This window comes from Nocardioides sp. cx-173 (assembly GCF_021117365.1).
In the GTDB taxonomy this organism is placed as follows: Bacteria; Actinomycetota; Actinomycetes; order Propionibacteriales; family Nocardioidaceae; genus Nocardioides.
In genome coordinates, this window is sequence record NZ_CP088262.1 from 1014039 (window position 1) to 1034180 (window position 20142).

At 71.7% G+C, this 20142-nt stretch carries 19 protein-coding genes; 13 read left to right on the plus strand and 6 right to left on the minus strand.

From position 1 onward, the window contains the following. Positions 1-46: 46 nt before the first annotated feature. Positions 47-1387 carry a hypothetical protein gene (locus tag LQ940_RS04890; protein WP_231242176.1) on the minus strand — a complete coding sequence of 447 codons (1341 nt, stop codon included), beginning with the start codon at positions 1385-1387 and terminating at the stop codon, positions 47-49. Then, a complete protein-coding gene (locus tag LQ940_RS04895) occupies positions 1387-1875 on the minus strand; it encodes a hypothetical protein (RefSeq protein WP_231242175.1) in 489 nt (162 codons plus the stop codon). Before LQ940_RS04895 ends, LQ940_RS04890 begins: the two co-directional genes overlap by 1 nt. Before the next feature lie 205 nt (positions 1876-2080). Between LQ940_RS04895 and LQ940_RS04900 the strand changes: the two genes are divergently transcribed. Next, a complete protein-coding gene (locus LQ940_RS04900) occupies positions 2081-2653 on the plus strand; it encodes a hypothetical protein (protein ID WP_231242174.1) in 573 nt (190 codons plus the stop codon). Between the two features lie 7 nt (positions 2654-2660). On the opposite strand, the gene LQ940_RS04905 is transcribed toward LQ940_RS04900, so the two are convergent. Both LQ940_RS04905 and LQ940_RS04910 read right to left on the minus strand, forming a co-directional pair. Continuing rightward, positions 2661-3842 (minus strand): hypothetical protein, encoded by a 1182-nt coding sequence (locus tag LQ940_RS04905; RefSeq protein WP_231242173.1) that lies wholly within the window; start codon positions 3840-3842, stop codon positions 2661-2663. Beyond that, entirely contained in the window at positions 3839-4366 is a 528-nt protein-coding gene (locus tag LQ940_RS04910; RefSeq protein ID WP_231242172.1) for a SigE family RNA polymerase sigma factor, read from the minus strand. Before LQ940_RS04910 ends, LQ940_RS04905 begins: the two co-directional genes overlap by 4 nt. Positions 4367-4589: 223 nt before the next feature. On the opposite strand from LQ940_RS04910, the gene LQ940_RS04915 reads away from it, so the two are divergent. The 3 genes from LQ940_RS04915 to LQ940_RS04925 all read left to right on the plus strand — a co-directional run bounded on the left by LQ940_RS04915 (position 4590) and on the right by LQ940_RS04925 (position 7059). After that, complete coding sequence (locus LQ940_RS04915) at positions 4590-5675, plus strand: S-(hydroxymethyl)mycothiol dehydrogenase (protein WP_231242171.1); 1086 nt, start codon at positions 4590-4592, stop codon at positions 5673-5675. Then, the gene (locus LQ940_RS04920) at positions 5672-6289 is read left to right on the plus strand and encodes an MBL fold metallo-hydrolase (RefSeq protein ID WP_231242170.1); all 618 of its coding nucleotides are present in this window, start codon (positions 5672-5674) and stop codon (positions 6287-6289) included. Before LQ940_RS04915 ends, LQ940_RS04920 begins: the two co-directional genes overlap by 4 nt. A gap of 155 nt (positions 6290-6444) precedes the next feature. Continuing rightward, positions 6445-7059: a hypothetical protein gene (locus tag LQ940_RS04925; RefSeq protein WP_231242169.1), complete on the plus strand. Its 615-nt coding sequence runs from the start codon at positions 6445-6447 to the stop codon at positions 7057-7059. 109 nt (positions 7060-7168) lie between these two features. Here the strand turns inward: LQ940_RS04925 and LQ940_RS04930 are convergent, their stop codons facing one another. Both LQ940_RS04930 and LQ940_RS04935 read right to left on the minus strand, forming a co-directional pair. Further along, positions 7169-8329, minus strand: a complete 1161-nt coding sequence (locus LQ940_RS04930; RefSeq protein ID WP_231242168.1) for a class I SAM-dependent methyltransferase — start codon at positions 8327-8329, stop codon at positions 7169-7171. 91 nt (positions 8330-8420) lie between these two features. After that, positions 8421-9227 (minus strand): SDR family NAD(P)-dependent oxidoreductase, encoded by an 807-nt coding sequence (locus LQ940_RS04935; protein WP_231242167.1) that lies wholly within the window; start codon positions 9225-9227, stop codon positions 8421-8423. Positions 9228-9630: 403 nt separating this feature from the next. Between LQ940_RS04935 and groES the strand changes: the two genes are divergently transcribed. The 9 genes from groES to LQ940_RS04980 all read left to right on the plus strand — a co-directional run bounded on the left by groES (position 9631) and on the right by LQ940_RS04980 (position 20113). Then, a complete protein-coding gene (groES, locus tag LQ940_RS04940) occupies positions 9631-9927 on the plus strand; it encodes a co-chaperone GroES (protein WP_231242191.1) in 297 nt (98 codons plus the stop codon). Between the two features lie 83 nt (positions 9928-10010). After that, positions 10011-11633, plus strand: coding sequence for a chaperonin GroEL (gene groL, locus LQ940_RS04945; protein WP_231242159.1), 1623 nt, complete (start codon positions 10011-10013; stop codon positions 11631-11633). Positions 11634-11800: 167 nt separating this feature from the next. Then, complete coding sequence (locus LQ940_RS04950; protein ID WP_231242158.1) at positions 11801-12688, plus strand: GNAT family N-acetyltransferase; 888 nt, start codon at positions 11801-11803, stop codon at positions 12686-12688. Between the two features lie 33 nt (positions 12689-12721). Continuing rightward, on the plus strand, positions 12722-14224 hold the full coding sequence (gene guaB / locus LQ940_RS04955) for an IMP dehydrogenase (RefSeq protein ID WP_231242157.1): 1503 nt from the start codon (positions 12722-12724) through the stop codon (positions 14222-14224). A gap of 91 nt (positions 14225-14315) precedes the next feature. Continuing rightward, on the plus strand, positions 14316-15422 hold the full coding sequence (locus tag LQ940_RS04960; protein WP_231242156.1) for a GuaB3 family IMP dehydrogenase-related protein: 1107 nt from the start codon (positions 14316-14318) through the stop codon (positions 15420-15422). Further along, positions 15422-15886 carry a ribonuclease HI gene (gene rnhA, locus LQ940_RS04965; RefSeq protein ID WP_231242155.1) on the plus strand — a complete coding sequence of 155 codons (465 nt, stop codon included), beginning with the start codon at positions 15422-15424 and terminating at the stop codon, positions 15884-15886. The genes LQ940_RS04960 and rnhA overlap by 1 nt, the downstream gene beginning before the upstream one ends. Positions 15887-15946: 60 nt before the next feature. Beyond that, a complete protein-coding gene (locus LQ940_RS04970; RefSeq protein WP_231242154.1) occupies positions 15947-17686 on the plus strand; it encodes a glycerol-3-phosphate dehydrogenase/oxidase in 1740 nt (579 codons plus the stop codon). A gap of 177 nt (positions 17687-17863) precedes the next feature. Continuing rightward, entirely contained in the window at positions 17864-19006 is a 1143-nt protein-coding gene (locus tag LQ940_RS04975) for a phosphotransferase family protein (protein WP_231242153.1), read from the plus strand. A gap of 6 nt (positions 19007-19012) precedes the next feature. Continuing rightward, complete coding sequence (locus LQ940_RS04980) at positions 19013-20113, plus strand: hypothetical protein (protein WP_231242152.1); 1101 nt, start codon at positions 19013-19015, stop codon at positions 20111-20113. The last annotated feature ends 29 nt before the right edge of the window (positions 20114-20142 follow it).

A 20142-nucleotide genomic window follows, 5' to 3' on the forward strand; every position in this document is an offset into this window, starting at 1 on the left:
GCGTATCCCGGGGCAGATAGCGCGACGTGCCTGCCGAAGGTGGCCGTCAGTCGATGACGCCCGGCGCGGCGTCCGCGTCGTCGATCCAGTCCTGGCCATCGTCGAAGAGGTCGCGATCGCCACGACGCTCCTGCTCGTCCTTGCCGCGGCCGCGACCGGTGCCCGCCGCGGCTGCGCCACCGCGACCGCCAGCTCCGCCGCCTGCGACGCCCCGCCCGCCCGCGGCGCCGCGTCCGCCCGCGCCGCGTCCGCCCGCACCGCCGCCGGGGCTCACCGCTGCTCCGCGACCGCCGGCGCCGCGACCGGCGCCGGCTCCGCCACCGGGGCTCGCGGCCGCTCCGCGGCCGAGGGCGCCGGCGGCACCGGCACGTGAGCTGGCGCCGATCGGCCGGCCGGCCGCGGAGCCGGCAGTCGCGGCATGGACGCCCGCGACGCGGCTCATCGCCCCGCGGATGCCGGCGACAGCCGCGCCCGCGAGTCCGCCTCCCGCGATCGCCCCGGCGGCCGCCGACGGGAAGCCGCCTGAGCCGCCACCGCCGCCGATGGCTCCGGGCCCGCCCGGAGTCGTGGGGACGGCGCCGGGCGGCAGCCCCGGAGGCTGCGTCGTCGTGGGCGTGGGCTGGAGGCCGGGAGGCTCGGTGGGCGGCTCGTGCACCGGCACCTCCTGGATCGGCGGCGGGGGGAAGCCGCAGATGTTGTCATCCGGGGGGACCACCTGGATCCCGTGGTGCGGGTTGCTGCCGATGGAGGCGTGGTCGGTGGTACGCGGCGGGCGCGTGCTGCCACCGGGGGGCAGGCCGCCGCTGGGAGGCACGTACGGCGAGGGGTCCGCCGGAGTGGCGGGCTGCTCGGGGTCCGGGATGCCGTGGATGGCCTTCATCGTCTCCGTGGCCGAGCCGAAGTCCGTGTCGATCCGGTCGGCCAGCTGGCGCGCGATGTTCTCGCGCGCCTCGAAGGCGTCGCTGAACGACTGCATCTTCTCCTGGTGCTGAGTCTGTGCCGGGAGGTCGGAGCCGTCCTTGGGTCCCGGCGGCGGCCGGTACGGGCCGGGGTTGGGCGGCTGCGGGTAGTAGTGGTTCATCTCGGACTTGCCGACCCGGGCGGCGACGATGGCGCCGTGGGCCACGCCGAGCGCCTCGTTGCCCATGATCAGCTCGTCCTGCTTGGCGCGCATGCCCTTCGCGGACGTGCGGAAGGCCTTGGCCATCGCGGGGCCGGTCTGGCCGCCCAGGCTGCTCTCGAGCCCGGAGGCGTGCTCGAGAGCCATGGCGACGCTGTTGAGCAGGTTCGCGCACCGGCGCCACTCTCGGGCGCTGGCGGCCACCACGTCCTCGGACGCGCCGGCGAGGGCCGTCTCGAGCCGCTGCTGCTGGGGGCCGGTGACCATCAGCCGTCCTCCTTGGGTGCCGCGCAGGAGTTGTTGGTGGTGACGTCGGGCGCCGTGAGGCACGGCTGATAGGCCTCGACCGTGCTGAGCAGGGTGCTCGAGGCGCTCGCCGACGCCTCGTCGGCGTTCGCGAAGCTGGCCACGTAGGTCTCGATGCCCTGCCGGTAGCCGTTGAGCCCGGTCATCATGTCGTGCATCGCCTGGCGCACCTTGGCGTGCGCGAGCTCGGTGTGGTGCGCGAGCTCGCTGCCGCTCTGGGAGCCGCCGAACGCCCCGGGAGGCACGTCGTCGAAGGGGGCACTGCTCAGCCCCTCGACCCCGCTGTCGAGGATCGAGACGATGGCCTTGATGGTGGCGTCGTCCACCTCGATGACTTGCAGGAGGCCTGCGATGCCGCCGACAGCCGGAGCGATCCCGACGGCGTTGACGGCCGTGGTGGCCGCCATCAACCCAGTGGTGGCCTGGGTGTAGTCACCCTGTGCTGCCATGACCTTCTCCTCGGTCTGGGGTGTGTCGTGAACGGTGTCAGCCCCGCCTACCCGCCCCGGAGCGCACTCAAACGTGATCGACCCAGGGTCTCCCGGCAGCGGAGTAGGGAGCGCGGTCGACGGCCCGCCTACGAGCCTCGGATCCGGCTAGCATGTGCGCCCAACGCCAACGAAGGAGTGTCGAGTGGTGCGCAATCTCGGATCCGTGACGGCCCTGGCCGTCGTCCTGATGCTGGCCGCCGGCTGCTCCGACGACGAGCCATCGGCCGCTCCGGACCCGTCGCCCACGGTGTCGGGCAGCGAATCCGGCGCGGTCAGCCCCTCGCCGACCCCGCCCTCGCCCAGCGTGGAGCCGGCGGCCGGGCCGGAGCTGCGCGTGAAGCGGTTCAGCGTGCGCGCACCCGAGGGCTGGGAGATCAGTCCCGAGGGCGATCCCTACACGGCCCAGGCCTTCGCGACCGGGGGCATCGACACGCTGTTCATCGGCGAGTACCCCGACCTCGCCCAGGGCACCATGAGCGTCGAGGACTCGGCCCGGGCGCGCATGCGCAGTGCGGTCTACCGCCAGCAGCCGAAGCTCCAGCCGTACGTCACCGTCGGCGGAGACAAGTGGTACCACATCGCCGGGCAGATCGATGCCGCCTCCTACCTGCTCGACTACGGCACCGTCAAGGACGGTCTGAGCCTCTCGGTGGTGCTGACCTTCACCCTCGACGTCCCGGCGGAGGAGCGCGAGCGGATCGCCCAGGCCGTGCTCGCCACCGTCACCGTCGACTGAGGAGGGCTCACCCGAGCAGCACGTAGTCGCTGAAGTCCTGAGTGCCGGGGCCACCGGCGACGACCTTCTCGACCGTGCCGTCGCCGCGAAGGCGCCAGATGCTCCACGCGCCCGGGTCGCGCTCGAACACCGTGGCCACGAGCGAGCCGTCGTCGGCCCAGTCCTCGTCGGCCACGACGCCGTCGGGGTCGAGCCGGGCTGCCAGCTCGCCGCCCCCGTCGATGATGCCGACGTACGGACGGCTGAGTCCGTCGTGGTAGGCCTCCGAGACGGCCACGAGGTCACCCGTGGGGTCGAGGTCGAGCAACGAGTAGGCGCACGTGTCGTAGGTGTAGCCGGTGGTCGCGGTGCCGTAGAGCGCGTAGCAGGCCTCGGCGCCCTCGGCGGACAGCTGCACCGCCACCGTCCCGTCCTCGGCGGCGTCCGCCACGTCGATCGGCGCCGGGTCGGCGTCCACCGCGTCGCGCAGCGAGCCGTCGGCCCCGAGCACCTGCGCAGGCCCGCCGCTGCCGTCGGTGAGGTAGAGCCGGCACCCGGTGTCGTCGCGTCCGCAGTCGCCGACCAGCGCGGTCGGGCTCAGGTCGGCCTCGAGGCCACGGGCGACGGTCCGGCTCCGGCCGTCCGAGCGCACGACCAGCTCGCCCGCGGTCGTGAGGTAGGCGATCGCGGTGCTCTGCTCGTTGGCGACGGGGCCCGAGAGCACGCCGCGCACGGTGTCGGTGACCTCCCCGTCCTCGTCCACCAGCTCGAGCACGTCGATGCCGGTGTCGTCGTCGTTGCGGGCGCCGACCAGCAGGCCGTCGAGCACGACGCCGAACGAGTAGGCGGAGGGGACCTCGACCGGGGGAGCCTCCGAGCGCACCCAGGTGCGGCCGTCGAGGTAGTCGACTCCGAGGCCCGAGCCGCCGGTGTCGACACCCTCGGAGGGGGGCAAGGTGGGGTCGGCACTCTGGCTCGCGGGCGGCAGGTCGCGGTCGGTGCGGCCGGTGAGGCCCTGCCCGGCCACGACGGCGAGCGGCACCAGGACCGCCGCGACCGCCAGGACGCTGGCGGCGGCGAGACGCCGGGTACGCCTGATGCGCGAGGCGCGGCCCTTCACCTGATCGAGGGAGAAGGGGGCGTCGTCGAGGCCCCGCACGCGGTCCCCCAGCTCACGGCGCACCTCGGACTCCCAGCGGTCGATGCTCATTGCTCCTCCTCCCGGTGGGCAGGGCTCAGGTCGGACGGGACGCGGTCACGCAGCGCGGCGAGCGCACGACTGCACTGCGACTTCACGGTGCCGACCGAGATGCCGAGGATGTCGGCGGTCTCGGCCTCCGTCAGCTGCTCGTAGTAGCGCAGCACCACCACGGCGCGGGCCTTCTGCGGCAGGGTCTGCACGACGTCCCACAGTGCGGAGCTCAGCCCCTCGTCGTAGGCGTCGCTGACGGCGCGGTCCGGGATGGTCTCGGCGGCGAACTCCCGGCGCTTCCAGCCGCGGCGCCACAGCGAGTTGTTCTCGTTGACCATGATCCGGCGGACATAGGCGTCCACCGAGCCGCGGTCGCGCACCTTGTCCCAGGCCAGGTAGAGCTTGGCCAGCGAGGTCTGCAGGACGTCCTCGGCCTGGTGCCGGTCTCCGGTGAGCAGGTACGCCGTCCGCAGGAGCTGCGGCTGGCGTGCGTTCAGGTACGCCGCGAACTCCTCGTCACGGTCGGCCGAGCGGGCGCTCATGCGCCCAGTCTCGGGGGTTGGCCGCGCCGAGAGCGGCACGGTCGTCGCGGCGTGGTCCACGTGTCGAAGACGCCAACCGCCCCGAGATGGTTGCAATCTCCCGGAAGTGGCCGGGATGGACGTGCGCGTCCTCACGTCCGCCTCCGCACCCCACCCTGACCGCGGGGCCCTTACGGTTGCAGGGAGCACGAGCCCACCACAGGGACAGGACGAAGGAGCACGGATGCAGCAGGTCAAGGCGGTCGTCGCACGAGCCAAGGGTCAGCCCACCGAGGTGGTGACCATCAACGTGCCCGACCCGGGGCCGGGCGAGGCGCTGGTGAAGGTGCAGGCGTGCGGGGTGTGCCACACCGACCTGCACTACCGCGAGGGCGGGATCAACGACGACTTCCCGTTCCTGCTCGGCCACGAGGCCGCGGGCGTGGTCGAGGCCGTGGGCCCGGACGTGACGACGGTGGCGCCGGGGGACTTCGTGGTCCTCAACTGGCGCGCGGTGTGCGGCGACTGTCGTGCGTGTGACCGCGGGGAGCCGCAGTACTGCTTCGCCACCCACAACGCGACGCAGAAGATGACGCTCGAGGACGGCACCGAGCTGAGCCCCGCGCTGGGCATCGGCGCGTTCGCGGAGAAGACCCTGGTGGCGGCCGGCCAGTGCACCAAGGTCGACCCGTCGGCGCGCCCGGCCGCGGCCGGCCTGCTGGGCTGCGGCGTCATGGCCGGCATCGGCGCGGCGATCAACACCGGTGCGGTGACCCGGGGCAAGACCGTCGCGGTCATCGGCTGCGGCGGTGTCGGGGTGGCCGCGGTCGCCGGGTCGGCGCTGGCGGGCGCGTCGAAGGTCATCGCCGTGGACATCGACCCGAAGAAGCTCGAGAAGGCAAAGGAGCTGGGCGCGACGCACACCGTCGACTCCTCGCAGGTCGACCCGGTGACGGCGATTCAGGAGCTGACCGGCGGCTTCGGCGCCGACGTCGTGATCGAGGCCGTGGGCCGCCCGGAGACGTGGAAGCAGGCGTTCTACGCGCGCGACCTCGCCGGGACCGTCGTCCTGGTCGGGGTGCCGACGCCCGACATGGTGATGCCCGAGATCCCGCTCATCGACGTCTTCGGCCGCGGCGGCTCGCTCAAGTCCAGCTGGTACGGCGACTGTCTGCCGAGCCGCGACTTCCCGCTGCTGGTCGACCTCTACCAGCAGGGCCGGCTCGACCTGGACGCCTTCGTGACCGAGGAGGTCGGCCTCGGCGACGTCGAGGCGGCGTTCGAGCGGATGCACCGCGGCGACGTGCTGCGCAGCGTGGTGATCCTGTGAGCGAGGCGAGAGCGCGCATCGACCACGCCGTCTCGTCGGGCACGTTCAGCCTGGACGGGCAGACCTTCGACGTCGACAACAACATCTGGGTGGTCGGCGACGACACCGAGTGTGTCGTCATCGACGCGCCGCACTCGGTCGAGGACATCCTCGCGGTCGTGGGGGAGCGCACGGTCAAGGCGATCCTGCTCACCCATGCCCACGACGACCACTGCCGGGTCGCACCGGCGCTGCGCGAGCGCGTCGTCGCGCCGATCATGCTGCACCCGGACGACAAGCCGCTCTGGGAGCTCACGCACACCGACGAGCTCTGGGACCTCGACCTGGCCGACGGGACCGAGATCGAGGTCGCCGGGACGACCCTGCGGGTGCTGCACACGCCGGGGCACGCGCCGGGCGCGGTCTGCTTCTACGCGCCCGAGCTGGGCTGCGTGTTCACCGGTGACACCCTCTTCCACGGCGGGCCCGGGGCGACCGGCCGCTCGTTCAGCGACGAGGACCTGATCGTGGACTCGATCCGCACCCAGCTCTTCGCGCTGCCCGACGACACCGTCGTCCACACCGGCCACGGCGATGACACGACCATCGCAGCCGAGAAGGCGGCGCTGGCCTGACCCGGCCCGTCCCGCCGGCCGCAGAGGTCCCGGCGGGACGGGACCATCGTCCTTCGGGATGCTGGACCTTCAGCACTGAGCACCGGCCTCCGGGATCCGTAGATTTCGTGGTGTCGCGAATGACATCAGGTCTTCGCAAGCAACAGGAGGACGTCATGCGCTCCACTCTCGACAAGTTGATCTCCGGTACCGGCCTGCTCCTCGCGGCCGTGCTCCTCGTCGCGGGAGGCCTGCTCACGTGGGCGAACGTGTTCATCGGAGACCAGGTCGAGGAGCAGCTGCTGGCCCAGGACATCGTGATGCCCGAGGGTCCCGCCCTCGGCGGCCTGAGCGACGAGAGCGTCGAGGCGCTCGAGGAGTTCGCCGGCTCGCCGATGGACACCGGTGCCGAGGCTCGTGCCTACGCCGACCACTACATCCAGTCCCACATGAACTCCAGCGGCGAGGAGCTCGCGGGCGAGCCGCAGACGTACTCGGAGGCCAGCAACAAGGCTCGTGAGCTCGGCGCCGCCCTCGCGGAGAACCCCGAGGCCAGCCAGGAGCAGATCGACGAGGCGGCCGCCTGGGGCGAGCTGCGTGAGTCGCTCTTCATGGGCAGCACGCTGCGCGGCCTGCTCCTCTACGCCTACGCCTTCGCCACCATGGGCGTGATCGCCGGGTACGCCGCCGTCGCCTCCTTCGTCGGCGCGGGTGTCCTCCTGGTCCTGGGCCTGCTGGGCCTGCGGCACGCCGGCCGGATCAAGGCGAACGAGGCCACCGCCACCGCCTGACCACTGCGCTCGACCACGGACCTGTCGCCCTCACGGGCGGCAGGTCCGTTGCGGTTGCGGTGGTGGTTGCCGGTGACGTGGGACTTGCGTCGCCGCCGCCCTGCCCGGCTCAGAACGGGTCGACGAGCAGGGCCGTGCCCTGACCGCCCACGCGGGTCAGCACGATGGTGGCCTCGTCGTCGCCGACCAGCGCCAGCCGCTTGCGCAGCTGCTCCGGGACCACCTCGACGCCCCGCTTCTTGATCGTGAGGCGGCCGATGCCCCGCTCGCGCAGGGCGGCGCGCAGCGCCTTCTCGCGGTACGGCAGCTCCGCGACGACCCGGTAGCCGCGCGCGAACGGCGTACGGAAGGAGCCGTCGGAGGTGACGTAGGCGATGTGCTCGTCGAGCAGCCCGCCGTCCACGCCGGCGGCGACCGCGGTCACGAGCCCGGCGCGGATGACGGCACCGTCCGGCTCGTACAGGTACTCGCCGACGGCGCGGACCTCGCCGCCCGGGTCGTCCTCGTCCGTGAGGGTCGCCAGCCCGCCGCGCCCGATCACGGTGGCACGGCGGCGTACGGTCGCCAGCCGGCCCGACCAGAGGGCCGCCTCCTTGACCTCACCGTGGTCGCTCACCCACTCGGCCTCCACGCCCTCGGGCACGAGCGCGTGCGGGATGCCGGGCGCGACCTTGACGCAGGAGTCGCGGCGCAGGAGCCCTTCGACGAACGGCCACGGCGGCGCCCAGTCGTCGACGTCGAACGTCCGGCCACGCGCGGTACGGCGGGCCGGGTCGGCGAAGGCGACGTCGAAGGGGCGGGTGTCGATCTCGGTGGCGTCGGCCACCGCGACGGCGCCGCCGAGGTCGAGGGCGGCCAGATTGGCCTCCGCCACCGCCACCCGGACCGGGTCGAGATCGACCCCGGCGCACACGATGCCGACCCGCGCGGCGGCGAGCAGGTCGCCGCCGATGCCGCAGCCGAGGTCGACGAGGCTCTGGGCGCGAAACGCCGCCAGGCGTCCCGCGCGGTGGTCCGCGACCGCCGCACGCGTGGCCTGCTCGAGGCCGTCCGGGGTGAAGTACATCCGTGCGGCCAGGTCGCCGAACTTGGCCACGGCCCGCTCGCGCAGCCGCACCTGTGTCAGTGCGGCCGCGGCGTGCTCGGCGCTCGCCGAGCGTCGCAACGCGGTCTGGGCGCGCAGCGGGTCCGGCTCGTCGAGCGCGCCCGCCGTGGCCAGCAGCCGCTGGCCCGGCTCGGTGAGCAGCCAGCGAAACGAGTCGAGGTCCACCCCGTGATCCTGTCAGGCCGGGTCTGCCGCGGCGACGGCAGCGGAACCTTCTGCGCGGACCCGACTCCTGCTGCGCCGGCGTCCCGTGCGCTCAGGAGGCGATTCGGGCGCCGCCGTCCATCGTCAGGATCTCCCCGGTGACATAGGCCGCGTGGTCGCTGGCGAGGTAGACGATGCCGCTCGCCACCTCGGAGGCCTTGGCCAGGCGCGGGATCAAGGTCTTGTGGCCGAGCACGGACTTGTCGTCCAGGCCGATGATCCCCTGCATCATCGGGGAGTCGGGCGCCGTGCGGCTCCCGGAGCTGACGTGCGCCGGGTCGTCGGGCCGCGTGCCGTAGGGCGAGACCGCGTTGACCGTGATGCCGTGCGCCGCGGTCTCCCTGGCCAGGGTCCGCGTGAAGGTGTGGATCGCGCCCTTGGCCGCCGAGTACACGGACATGAGCGAGTCACCGATGTCGGCCGCGGTGGAGCCGACGTGGACCACCCGCCCACGGCCCTGCGCGATCATGTGGGGCAGCACCGCCTGCGTGACGTGCAGGACGCTGGTGAGGTTCCACGAGAGGTCGAGCTCCCACGTGGCGGGATCGCTGTCGACGAAGGCGGCCACCGAGGCGATGTTGCCCGCGGCCGTCACCAGCACGTCGATGGCTCCGAACCGCTGCACCGCAGCCTCGACCATCGCGTCCACCTGGGCGCGGTCGGTGACGTCGCAGGAGACCCAGAGCCCCTGGCCGCCGGCCCGCTCGACGTCCGCGACCACCTCGAGCCCCTTCTCCTCGTTGCGCCCGACCACGACGACGTTCGCCCCTTCGGACGCCAACGCCGTGCAGGTGGCGCGCCCGATGTTGGCGGTGCCGCCCGTGACGACGGCCGTGCGGCCACTCAGTCCCATGTCCATGACGTCTCGGTTCTCCCAAGCCTTGAGCGGGGACGGTTCCGCGACCTCGTCGACATCCGTCCGCGAATAGGTACGCGGTCTCCACCAGCTCGATCCGGATGCCGTCCGGGCCGAGCAGGCACAGCACCCGCAAGCTGTCGTAGGTGCCCAGACCCTACGTCTCCGGCTCGCCCACCGCGGGTACGTCCACGCCGAGGGAGTTGCGGGCCTCGGGCAGCCCCCTTCTGGCACTCTCCTGGCCTGAGTGCTAGTTTCGTTGTTGGCACTCTCACCATGAGGGTGCCAGAGCTTGCAGTGTGGTGCGACCCCCGCGACGGCGTACCTCCCCGCAAGCCCCAACGTGGGGAGGACGCCGTCCTCCCGGTAGAGCAACCCAGAGTCAGAGAAAGTGGAGGTCGACACCGTGTCGGTCAACATCAAGCCTCTCGAGGACCGCATCGTCGTGAAGCCGCTCGACGCCGAGCAGACCACGGCGTCCGGCCTGGTCATCCCGGACACCGCGAAGGAGAAGCCCCAGGAGGGCGAGGTCGTGGCCGTAGGCCCCGGCCGCTTCAACGAGGACGGCGACGAGCGCATCCCCATGGACATCTCCGTGGGCGACAAGGTCATCTACAGCAAGTACGGCGGCACCGAGGTCAAGTACGGCGGCGAGGAGTTCCTCATCCTCTCCGGCCGCGACGTCCTCGCGATCGTTTCCTGATTTTCTTCCGGGTCGTGTGCCTGAGGACGCGCTCAGGCGCGCTCCTCGGCACACGACCCGATTTCATTTGACCTAGGAGAACCATGCCCAAGATCCTGGAGTTCGACGAGAACGCCCGCCGCTCCCTCGAGCGCGGCGTCGACGCTCTCGCCAACGCCGTCAAGGTGACGCTCGGCCCCAAGGGCCGCTACGTCGTCCTCGACAAGAAGTGGGGAGCCCCCACGATCACCAACGACGGCGTCACCGTCGCCCGTGAGATCGAGCTGGACGACCCGTTCGAGAACCTGGGGGCGCAGCTCACCAAGGAGGTCGCCACCAAGACGAACGACATCGCCGGTGACGGCACCACGACGGCCACCGTGCTGGCGCAGGCGATGGTCCACGAGGGCCTGCGCGCCGTCGCGGCCGGTGCCAACCCGATGAGCCTCAAGCGCGGCATGGACAAGGCGACCGCCGCGGTGGGCGAGGCCCTGCGCGAGGCCGCCCGCGAGGTCGACTCGGTCGAGGACATGGCCTCGGTGGCCACGATCTCGAGCCGTGACGCCCACATCGGCGACCTGCTCTCGCAGGCCTTCGACAAGGTCGGCAAGGACGGTGTCATCACCGTCGAGGAGTCCAACACCATGGGCACCGAGCTGGACTTCACCGAGGGGATGCAGTTCGACAAGGGCTACATCTCGTCGTACTTCGTCACCGACACCGAGCGCATGGAGGCCGTCCTCGACGACCCCTACATCCTCCTGCACCAGGGCAAGATCTCGGCGATCGCCGAGCTGCTGCCGCTGCTGGAGAAGGTCATCCAGGCCGGCAAGCCGCTCTTCATTCTGGCCGAGGACGTCGACGGGGAGGCGCTGTCGACCCTGGTGGTCAACAAGATCCGCGGCACGTTCAACGCCGTGGCGGTCAAGGCACCGGCCTTCGGTGACCGTCGCAAGGCGATGATGCAGGACATCGCGACCCTGACCGGCGGTCAGGTCATCGCGCCCGAGGTCGGCCTCAAGCTCGACCAGATCGGCCTGGAGGCGCTCGGCACCGCGCGCCGCGTCGTCATCACCAAGGACGACACCACGATCGTCGACGGCGGCGGCGACGCCTCCGAGGTCGAGGGCCGCGTCAACCAGATCAAGGCCGAGATCGAGAACACCGACTCCGACTGGGACCGCGAGAAGCTCCAGGAGCGTCTCGCCAAGCTCGCCGGCGGCGTCTGCGTCATCAAGGTCGGCGCGCACACCGAGGTCGAGCTCAAGGAGAAGAAGCACCGCATCGAGGACGCCGTCTCCGCGACGCGCGCCGCGATCGAGGAGGGCATCGTCGCCGGTGGCGGCTCGGCCCTCATCCACGCGGTCAAGGTCCTCGAGGACGACCTCGGCCTGACCGGCGACGAGGCGGCGGGTGTCCGCATCGTCCGCAAGTCGGCCGACGAGCCGCTGCGCTGGATCGCCGAGAACGGCGGCGTCAACGGCTACGTCGTGACCACCAAGGTCCGCGAGCTCGGCGTCGGCAACGGCTACAACGCCGCGACCGACGAGTACGGCGACCTGGTCGCCCAGGGTGTCCTGGACCCGGTCAAGGTCACCCGCTCGGCGCTCGTCAACGCCAGCTCGATCGCGGGCATGCTGCTCACGACCGAGACCCTGATCGTCGACAAGCCCGAGGACGAGGACGACGCTCCGGCCGCCGGCCACGGGCACGGCCACGGCCACTGATCCACCGCACCTCCCGCTGACCCGTCAGAAACTTTCTGACGGGTCAGCGGCATTTCGGTGCAGTTGGTGACGGGTCGGCGTGGACGGGTGGAGACGTAGCGCCGGTGAAACAGGACGGACGCCGTCCGGCAACCTGCGCCGGGCACAGTCGGGCCATGTTGTGGAGAGTGCGAGCGACACTGCCCGAGCGGCCGGGGGCCCTCGCGGCGCTCGCGGCGGAGTGTGGAGCGGCGGGCGTGAACATCCTGGGGGTGCAGGTGTTCCCCGGCGTCGAGGCGGTGACCGACGAGCTGGTCCTGAGCACGCCCGACTCCTGGGACGAGGCGGACCTCACCGGGCTCGTCGGCCGCGCCGGCGGGCTGTCCGTGAGCGCGGCCACCTGCACGGAGGCGGCGCTCACCGACCAGCCGACCCGCTACGTGCAGGCCGCGCGCGGGGTGCTCGAGGCGCCGTCGTCCTTCCCGGAGGTGGTTGCGGCGCTCTTCGACGCGGATGTCGTGCCGAGCGGCAGCGCCCAGGACGTCATGGAGATGGCCGTGGGGGACGTGCAGGTGCAGATCCGCCGCAGCGCCCCGTTCACCGCCACCGAGCACGCGCGCGGCGCGGCGATGGCCGACCTGGTCAGCGACGTGCTCGCCCGGGAGCACCATCCGTCGCCCCGGCTCTCCGACCACCGACGGATGGGCGAGGGCAGCCTGCCCGACTACCACGTGGAGGGCCGCTCCGCGGTGGCCACCATCGAGGGCACCCGGGTCGGCGTCGCCACCCTGCTCGCCGCCGAGCCGGACCTGCCCGACGTACTGCCGGTCGACCTGGAGGTCGACGCGGCGTGGCAGCGTCGCGGCATCGGCACCCGCCTGCTCGGGGACGCCGCCAGGCTCGCCAACGGCCTGGGCGCCGAGGCCATCCTGCTCACCACTCGCTCGGACAACCAGGCCGTCATGCCGATGGTGATGGCCGCCGGGATGCGGGGGCGGATCCGGATGGCCGGCGAGGTGCTGACGGTGCGGATCACCGTGCGTGATCTGCGTCCCCTGGCGGTCACCCGGCCGTGAGCCGCCCTCGCGGAGGCGGACTAGACTGCGATGGTGGAACTCCCTGACAAGTTCGCCGCGCTGGGCCTGACCTACGACGATGTCCTCCTGCTGCCGGGCCACTCCGACCTGGCGCCCGACGAGATCGACACGAGCACCCGCCTCACCCGGGAGCTGACGATCCAGGTCCCGCTCGTGAGCGCGGCCATGGACACCGTCACCGAGTCGCGCATGGCCATCGCGATGGCCCGCCAGGGCGGCTTGGGCGTGCTGCACCGCAACCTGTCCATCGAGGACCAGGCCTACCAGGTCGACCTCGTGAAGCGGACCCAGACCGGGATCATCTCCAACCCGGTCACGATCGGTCCGGACGCGACGCTGGAGGAGCTCGACGCCATCTGCGGCGAGTACCGCGTCTCCGGGCTGCCGGTCGTCGACACCGACAACCGCCTGCTCGGGATCTGCACCAACCGCGACCTGCGCTTCACCCCCGTGGCGGAGTGGGCCACCACCAAGGTCGACGAGGTCATGACGCCGATGCCGCTCGTGACGGGCCACGTCGGGATCTCGCGGGAGGACGCGACCATGCTGCTGCGCCAGCACAAGCGCGAGCGGCTCCCGCTGGTCGACGACCAGGGACGTCTGGGCGGGCTCATCACGGTCAAGGACTTCGTGAAGTCCGAGCAGTTCCCGAAGGCCTCCAAGGACGGCGACGGTCGGCTCATGGTCGGGGCCGCGATCGGCTACTTCGGTGACGCCTGGCAGCGCGCCACCACGCTCATCGAGGCGGGCGCGGACGTGCTCGTCGCCGACACGGCCCACGGCTACGTCCGGATGCTTCTCGAGATGGTCGAGCGGCTCAAGAAGGACCCCGCCACCCGCCACGTGCAGGTCATCGGCGGCAACGTCGCCACCCGCGAGGGCGCCCAGGCTTTCGTCGACGCCGGCGCGGACGCGATCAAGGTGGGCGTCGGGCCGGGCTCGATCTGCACCACCCGCGTGGTCACCGGTGTCGGCGCCCCCCAGGTCACCGCGGTCTACGAGGCCTCGCTGGCTGCCAAGCCCGCCGGCGTACCGGTCATCGCCGACGGCGGCATGAAGCACTCCGGCGAGATCGCCAAGGCCCTGGTCGCCGGCGCCGACACGGTGATGCTCGGCTCGCTGCTGGCCGGCTGCGAGGAGAGCCCGGGGGACCTGGTCTTCGTCAACGGCAAGCAGTACAAGTCCTACCGCGGCATGGGATCGCTCGGAGCGATGTCCAGTCGTGGGAAGAAGTCCTACTCTAAGGACCGCTACTTCCAGGCCGAGGTGCTCACCGACGACAAGCTCGTGCCCGAGGGCATCGAGGGCCAGGTCGCCTTCCGCGGGCCGCTCGCGGCGGTCGCCCACCAGCTGATCGGCGGTCTCAACCAGTCGATGTTCTACGTCGGCGCCCGCACCGTCCCGGAGCTCCAGGAGAAGGGCCGGTTCGTGCGCATCACCTCGGCCTCCCTCAAGGAGAGCCACCCGCACGACGTGCAGATGACCGTCGAGGCGCCCAACTACTCGGGTCACTGATTCGGCGGATCCTCGCCGGCCGGGCACGGGAGATCGCCGACATGGGCGACGCGACTCGGCCAGTGCGGCGGACCCGTGGGAAACTTCGGCCATGACCGAGATCCAGATCGGCCAGGCCAAGCGCGGCCGGCGTGCCTACTCCTTCGACGACATCGCGATCGTCCCCTCGCGCCGCACGCGAGACCCCGAAGAGGTCAGCATCGACTGGCAGATCGACGCCTACCGCTTCGGGCTCCCGGTCCTCGCCGCGCCGATGGACTCGGTGATGTCGCCGGAGACGGCGGTGGCGCTGGGCCGGTTCGGTGGCCTCGGGGTGCTGAACCTCGAGGGGCTGTGGACGCGGTACGAGGACCCGCTCTCGCTGCTCGAGGAGGTGTCCGGCCTCCAGGGCATCGACGCCACGGCGCGGATGCAGGAGATCTACGCCGAGCCGGTCAAGGCCGAGCTCATCACGCACCGGCTCCGCGAGGTCCGCGACGCCGGGGTCACGGTCGCCGGATCCCTGTCGCCGCAGCGCACCAAGGAGTTCGCCAAGGTCGTGGTCGACGCCGGCGTCGACATGTTCGTCATCCGCGGTACGACGGTCAGCGCCGAGCACGTCTCGTCCCAGGCGGAGCCGCTGAACCTCAAGGAGTTCATCTACGAGCTCGACGTACCGGTCATCGTGGGCGGCTGCGCCACCCACCAGGCCGCCCTGCACCTGATGCGCACGGGCGCCGCCGGCGTACTGGTGGGCTTCGGCGGCGGCGCCGCCCACACCACGCGCACGGTGCTCGGCGTGGCCGTGCCGATGGCCTCGGCCGTGGCCGACGTCGCCGCCGCCCGCCGCGACTACCTGGATGAGTCCGGAGGCCGCTACGTCCACGTGATCGCCGACGGCTCGATCGGCAAGTCGGGCGACATCGCCAAGGCGATCGCGTGCGGGGCCGACGCGGTCATGGTCGGCTCGCCGTTCGCGCGGGCCACCGACGCCCCCGGCGGCGGCTTCCACTGGGGCGCCGAGGCGCACCACGCGGACCTGCCGCGCGGCCAGCGCGTGGAGTTCGACCGGGTCGGCACGCTGGAGGAGATCCTGTTCGGCCCCTCGCGCGTGGCCGACGGCACCATGAACCTGATCGGCGCCCTCAAGCGCGCCATGGCCACGACCGGGTACACCGACCTCAAGGAGTTCCAGCGCGTCGAGGTCGTCGTCGAGTAGTGAGCGCCCCCGCACCGGTCGTCATCCACACCGACGGCGCCTGTATCCCCAACCCCGGCCCCGGAGGCTGGGGAGCCCTGCTGCAGCAGGGCAGCCACGAGCTCGAGCTCTGCGGTGGCGAGGCCGGCGAGACGACGAACAACCGCATGGAGCTCATGGCACCGATCCGGGCACTGGAGGCCCTCAAGCGGCGATCGGTCGTGCAGATCCACACCGACAGCACCTACGTGCGCAACGGCATTACGAAGTGGGTGGTCGGCTGGTCCGGCAACGGCTGGAAGACCTCGGCCAAGCAGCCGGTCAAGAACGTCGACCTCTGGCAGCAGCTCGTCGCCGCGTGCGCCGAGCACGAGGTCGAGTGGCACTGGATCAAGGGGCACGCCGGGCACGAGGGCAACGAGCGCGCCGACCGCCTCGCCGCCCGGGGGCTGACCGAGGCGGTCGCGGCCGCACGCGGCAGCTGACCGCCCCTGCCGCCCACCGGCGTCATACGTCCGTCATCTGCCCCTTGCGACAATGGGGGCATGAGCCCGCCTCTCGTACCTCCGTCCGCGCTCGGCCCGGAGGCCCGCGACCGGTCGCTGGCCGCGATGAGTGGCCTCGCAGGCGAGGCCGAGCTCGACGTGCTGGTGGTCGGTGGTGGCGTCGTGGGGGCTGGCACCGCCCTGGACGCCGTGACCCGCGGGCTGAGCACCGGCCTGGTCGAGCAGCGCGACCTCGCCAGCGGAACCAGCAGCCGCAGCAGCAAGCTCGTCCACGGTGGCCTGCGCTACCTGGAGATGCTCGACTTCGGGCTGGTGCGCGAGGCGCTGCAGGAGCGAGGCCTCCTGCTGACCCGCCTCGCCCCGCACCTGGTGCGGCCGGTGTCGTTCCTCTACCCACTCACCCACCGCGGTTGGGAGCGCCCGTACGTCGGCGCCGGCCTGGCGCTGTACGACGGCATGGCGATGCTGGGCAGCTCGGACATGGGCGTGCCGCGCCACCGGCACCTCTCGCGCAAGCAGGTCAGCCGGATCGCACCCGACTTCAGGCCGGACGCGCTCGCCGGCGCCATCCAGTACTGGGACTGCCAGGTGGACGACGCCCGGTTGGTGCTGTCGCTGGCCCGCACCGCGGCGGGGCTCGGTGCGCACGTGGCCACGCGGGTCCGCGTCACCGGCTTCCTCCGCGAGGGCGAGCGGGTCGTGGGCGTGACGGCGCGGGACCTGGAGGCCGGACGCGAGCTGGAGATCCGCGCCCGCGTGGTCGTCAACGCCGCCGGGGTCTGGACCGACGAGATCCAGGACCTCGTCGGCGGTCGCGGCGCGCTGCGCGTCCAGGCCAGCAAGGGCGTGCACATCGTCGTGCCCAGGGACCGGATCCGGTCCGAGGCCGGGTTCATCGTGCGCACCGAGAAGTCGGTCCTGTTCGTGATCCCCTGGGGCCGGCACTGGATCATCGGCACCACCGACACCCCCTGGGACCTCGACAAGGCCCATCCCGCCGCCAGCCGGGCCGACATCGACTACATCCTCGACCACGTCAACGCGATTCTGCGTGAGCCGCTGGACCATGACGACGTGGTGGGAGTCTGGGCCGGGCTGCGCCCGCTGCTGTCCGGCGAGTCCGAGCCCACCTCGAAGATCTCGCGCGAGCACACCGTCGTCACGCCGGTCCCGGGCCTGGTGATGATCGCCGGCGGCAAGCTCACGACGTACCGGGTGATGGCGCGCGACGCCATCGACGCCGCCGCCCACTCGCTGCGCACCACGGTCAACCTGACCGTGCGCCAGTCGATCACCGACCGGGTGCCGCTGCTCGGCGCCGACGGGTTCGAGACCCGCTCCAACCAGCGCGTCCTCCTGGCGCGCCGCTCCGGGCTGCACGTCGCCCGCATCGACCACCTCCTCGGCAGGTACGGCGGTCAGGTCGACGACCTGCTCGCGCTGGTCGCCTCGGACCCGGCGCTCGGCGAGCCGCTGACGGGAGCCGAGGACTACCTCGCGGCCGAGGTGGTCTACGCCGTCACCCATGAGGCCGCACGCCACCTCGACGACGTCTTGACCCGGCGTACCCGGATCTCCATCGAGACCTTCGACCGCGGCGTCGCCGCCGCCCCCCACGCCGCCCGGCTCATGGCCGGTGCCCTCGGCTGGGACGACGCCCGCGTCATCGACGAGGTCGACCACTACCTGCGCCGCGTCGAGGCCGAGCGCCGGAGCCAGCTCATGCTCACCGACCAGGAGGCTGACGAGGCGCGGGTGCGCGCGCCGGACATCGTCTGAGCAGGGTTATCAGCATCTGCTGGGATCCCGGCGCTGCTGGGCCAGAAAAGCACCCCAGAAGCACCGGGTTATCAGCAGATGCTGATAACCCTGCCCGGCGCACCCCGTTGACAACTAGAACACGTTCCACCCATGCTGACGGGTGTCAAGTGAGACCCACGTCACAGGGGAGTGCGAGTGAGCCAGGTGCCACCGCCCGCGGACATGACGTTGCAGCGCTCGAGCCGGGACGCCACCTCGGTACCGACGGCGCTCGCGGGCTGGCTGGCCACACTGCTCGTCGACGGCGCCGAGCCGCGCGTGACGCTGCACTCCGGCGTCGACGCCAACGGGATGTCCTCGGAGACGCTGCCACTCGACGTGGACTGGAGCGAGGACGGCGCTGCGCGCCACGGCGAGTACGTCGCCCGGGTCGCGCCGGCCGCGGCGGACTTCCCGGTCTTCCCCAGGTACGAGCTGCAGGACCAGTACGACGCGATGCGGATCGTCGCCGAGCGCTCGGAGGTGCCGGTGCCGGCCGTGAGGTGGATGGAGCCGACGGGAGCGGTGCTGGGCACCCCGTTCTTCCTGATGGACCGCGTCGACGGGTTGATCCCGCAGGACGTGCTGCCCTACAACTTCGGCGACAACTGGCTCCACGACGCCGGCGAGGACGACCAGCGCCGGCTGCAGGACGCCAGCGTCGGGCTGCTGGCGGGCCTGCACGCCATCCCCGACCCGCAGACCACCTTCGCCTTCCTCGACCCGGCCCGCCATGGCCACGAGGGCGGATCCCTGCTGGAGCGGACCCTCGCCCGGACGGTGGCCTGGTACGACTTCGCCCAGGCCGACATCGGCCCCAGTCCTCTGGTGGAGCGCGCGCTCGCGTGGCTGCGGCTCCACCTCCCGACAGCACCGGACGGCGAGGCAGTCCTGTGCTGGGGCGACGCGCGCATCGGCAACACCATCTACCGCGACTTCACTCCGGTCGCGGTGCTCGACTGGGAGATGGCCGCGATCGGCCCGCGCCAGCTGGACGTGTCGTGGATGCTCTTCGCCCACCAGGTCTTCGAGACGATCACCGGGATGCTCGGGCTGCCGGGCATGCCGCACTTCCTGCGCGAGGAGGACGTCGTCGCCGAGTACGAGCGGCTCACGGGCGCGAGCCTCGGCGACCTCACCTGGTACCACGTCTACAACGGACTGCAGTGGTGCATCGTCTTCATGCGCACCGGCGCCCGGCAGATCCACTTCGGCGAGATCCAGCGTCCCGAGGACATCGAGACGCTCTTCCACTGCAAGCCTCTGGTCGAGCGCATCCTCGACGAGGCGGGGGCGTAACCGGCCATGGTCAGCCACCTCGACGAGTATCCGATCCACCAGGCGCCGTTGCCCGTGACCTGGGCGGCGAGCAGTGACCGGAACTTCTACGACCGCTGCTACTTCAACGCCCACGACCGCACCGGCGACATCTTCGTCATCACCGGTGCCGGCTACTACCCGAACCTCGGCACCAAGGACGCCTTCGTCCTGGTCCGTCGCGGCGACGAGCAGACCGCCGTGCACCTGGGCGACGCGATCGACGACGACCGCCTGCACCAGCACGTCGGTGGCTACCGGATCGAGGTGGTCGAGCCGCTGCGCAGGCTGCGGCTGGTCCTCGAGGAGACCGAGGGCGTCGCGATGGACCTGACCTGGGAGGGCTCCTTCGAGGTCCTGCAGGAGCAGCCGCACATCATGCGCGCCGGCAGCCGGGTCACCTTGGACGCCCAGCGGTTCGCCCAGGTCGGGACCTGGGAGGGGTCGATCTCGATCGACGGCGAGGACATCGCCGTGGACGCGAACCGCTGGGTCGGCACCCGGGACCGGTCCTGGGGGATCCGGCCGGTGGGGGAGGCCGAGCCGCCGGGCCGGCCCGCCGACCCGCCGTTCGAGGGCCTGTGGTGGCTCTACGTGCCGATGCGCTTCGACGACTTCGCGATCATCCTGATCCTCCAGGAGGACCCCAGCGGCCACCGGGTCCTTAACGACTGCACCCGGGTCTGGAAGGACGGCCGGGTCGAGCAGCTGGGCTGGCCGCTGGTGACGGTCCGCTACGCCTCGGGCACCCGGATCCCCACCGGTGCGACCATCCGCTGCACGACCCCCGACGGCAAGCCGCTCGACCTCGAGGTCGAGTCCCGGCTGGCGGTGCCGCTCCACGTGGGCGGCGGCTACGGCGGCGACTCGGACTGGACCCACGGCATGTGGAAGGGCCCCGGCTTCACCGAGCGCCGTACCTATGACCTCACCGCCGACGACGTGGCGAGCCGGGTGATGTTCGGCGTGATCGACCACGTCGGGCGTGCCACCTGCGACGGCGCCGAGGGCTGGGGCCTCTTCGAGCACGGCGCGATCGGGCGGCACGACCCCAGCGGATTCGCCGACTTCTTCACCCTCGCCCCCTGACCACACACCAGGACCTCGAAGGACATCTG

Coding starts and splice junctions, on each gene's coding strand:
- LQ940_RS04905 (WP_231242173.1), bottom strand. CDS start 3,842: ATGAGCATCGACCGCTGGGAGTCCGAGGTGCGCCGTGAGCTGGGGGAC.
- LQ940_RS04910 (WP_231242172.1), bottom strand. CDS start 4,366: ATGAGCGCCCGCTCGGCCGACCGTGACGAGGAGTTCGCGGCGTACCTG.
- LQ940_RS04890 (WP_231242176.1), bottom strand. CDS start 1,387: ATGGTCACCGGCCCCCAGCAGCAGCGGCTCGAGACGGCCCTCGCCGGC.
- LQ940_RS04935 (WP_231242167.1), bottom strand. CDS start 9,227: ATGGACATGGGACTGAGTGGCCGCACGGCCGTCGTCACGGGCGGCACC.
- groL (WP_231242159.1), top strand. CDS start 10,011: ATGCCCAAGATCCTGGAGTTCGACGAGAACGCCCGCCGCTCCCTCGAG.
- LQ940_RS04895 (WP_231242175.1), bottom strand. CDS start 1,875: ATGGCAGCACAGGGTGACTACACCCAGGCCACCACTGGGTTGATGGCG.
- LQ940_RS04925 (WP_231242169.1), top strand. CDS start 6,445: ATGCGCTCCACTCTCGACAAGTTGATCTCCGGTACCGGCCTGCTCCTC.
- LQ940_RS04980 (WP_231242152.1), top strand. CDS start 19,013: ATGGTCAGCCACCTCGACGAGTATCCGATCCACCAGGCGCCGTTGCCC.
- LQ940_RS04960 (WP_231242156.1), top strand. CDS start 14,316: ATGACCGAGATCCAGATCGGCCAGGCCAAGCGCGGCCGGCGTGCCTAC.
- LQ940_RS04915 (WP_231242171.1), top strand. CDS start 4,590: ATGCAGCAGGTCAAGGCGGTCGTCGCACGAGCCAAGGGTCAGCCCACC.
- LQ940_RS04970 (WP_231242154.1), top strand. CDS start 15,947: ATGAGCCCGCCTCTCGTACCTCCGTCCGCGCTCGGCCCGGAGGCCCGC.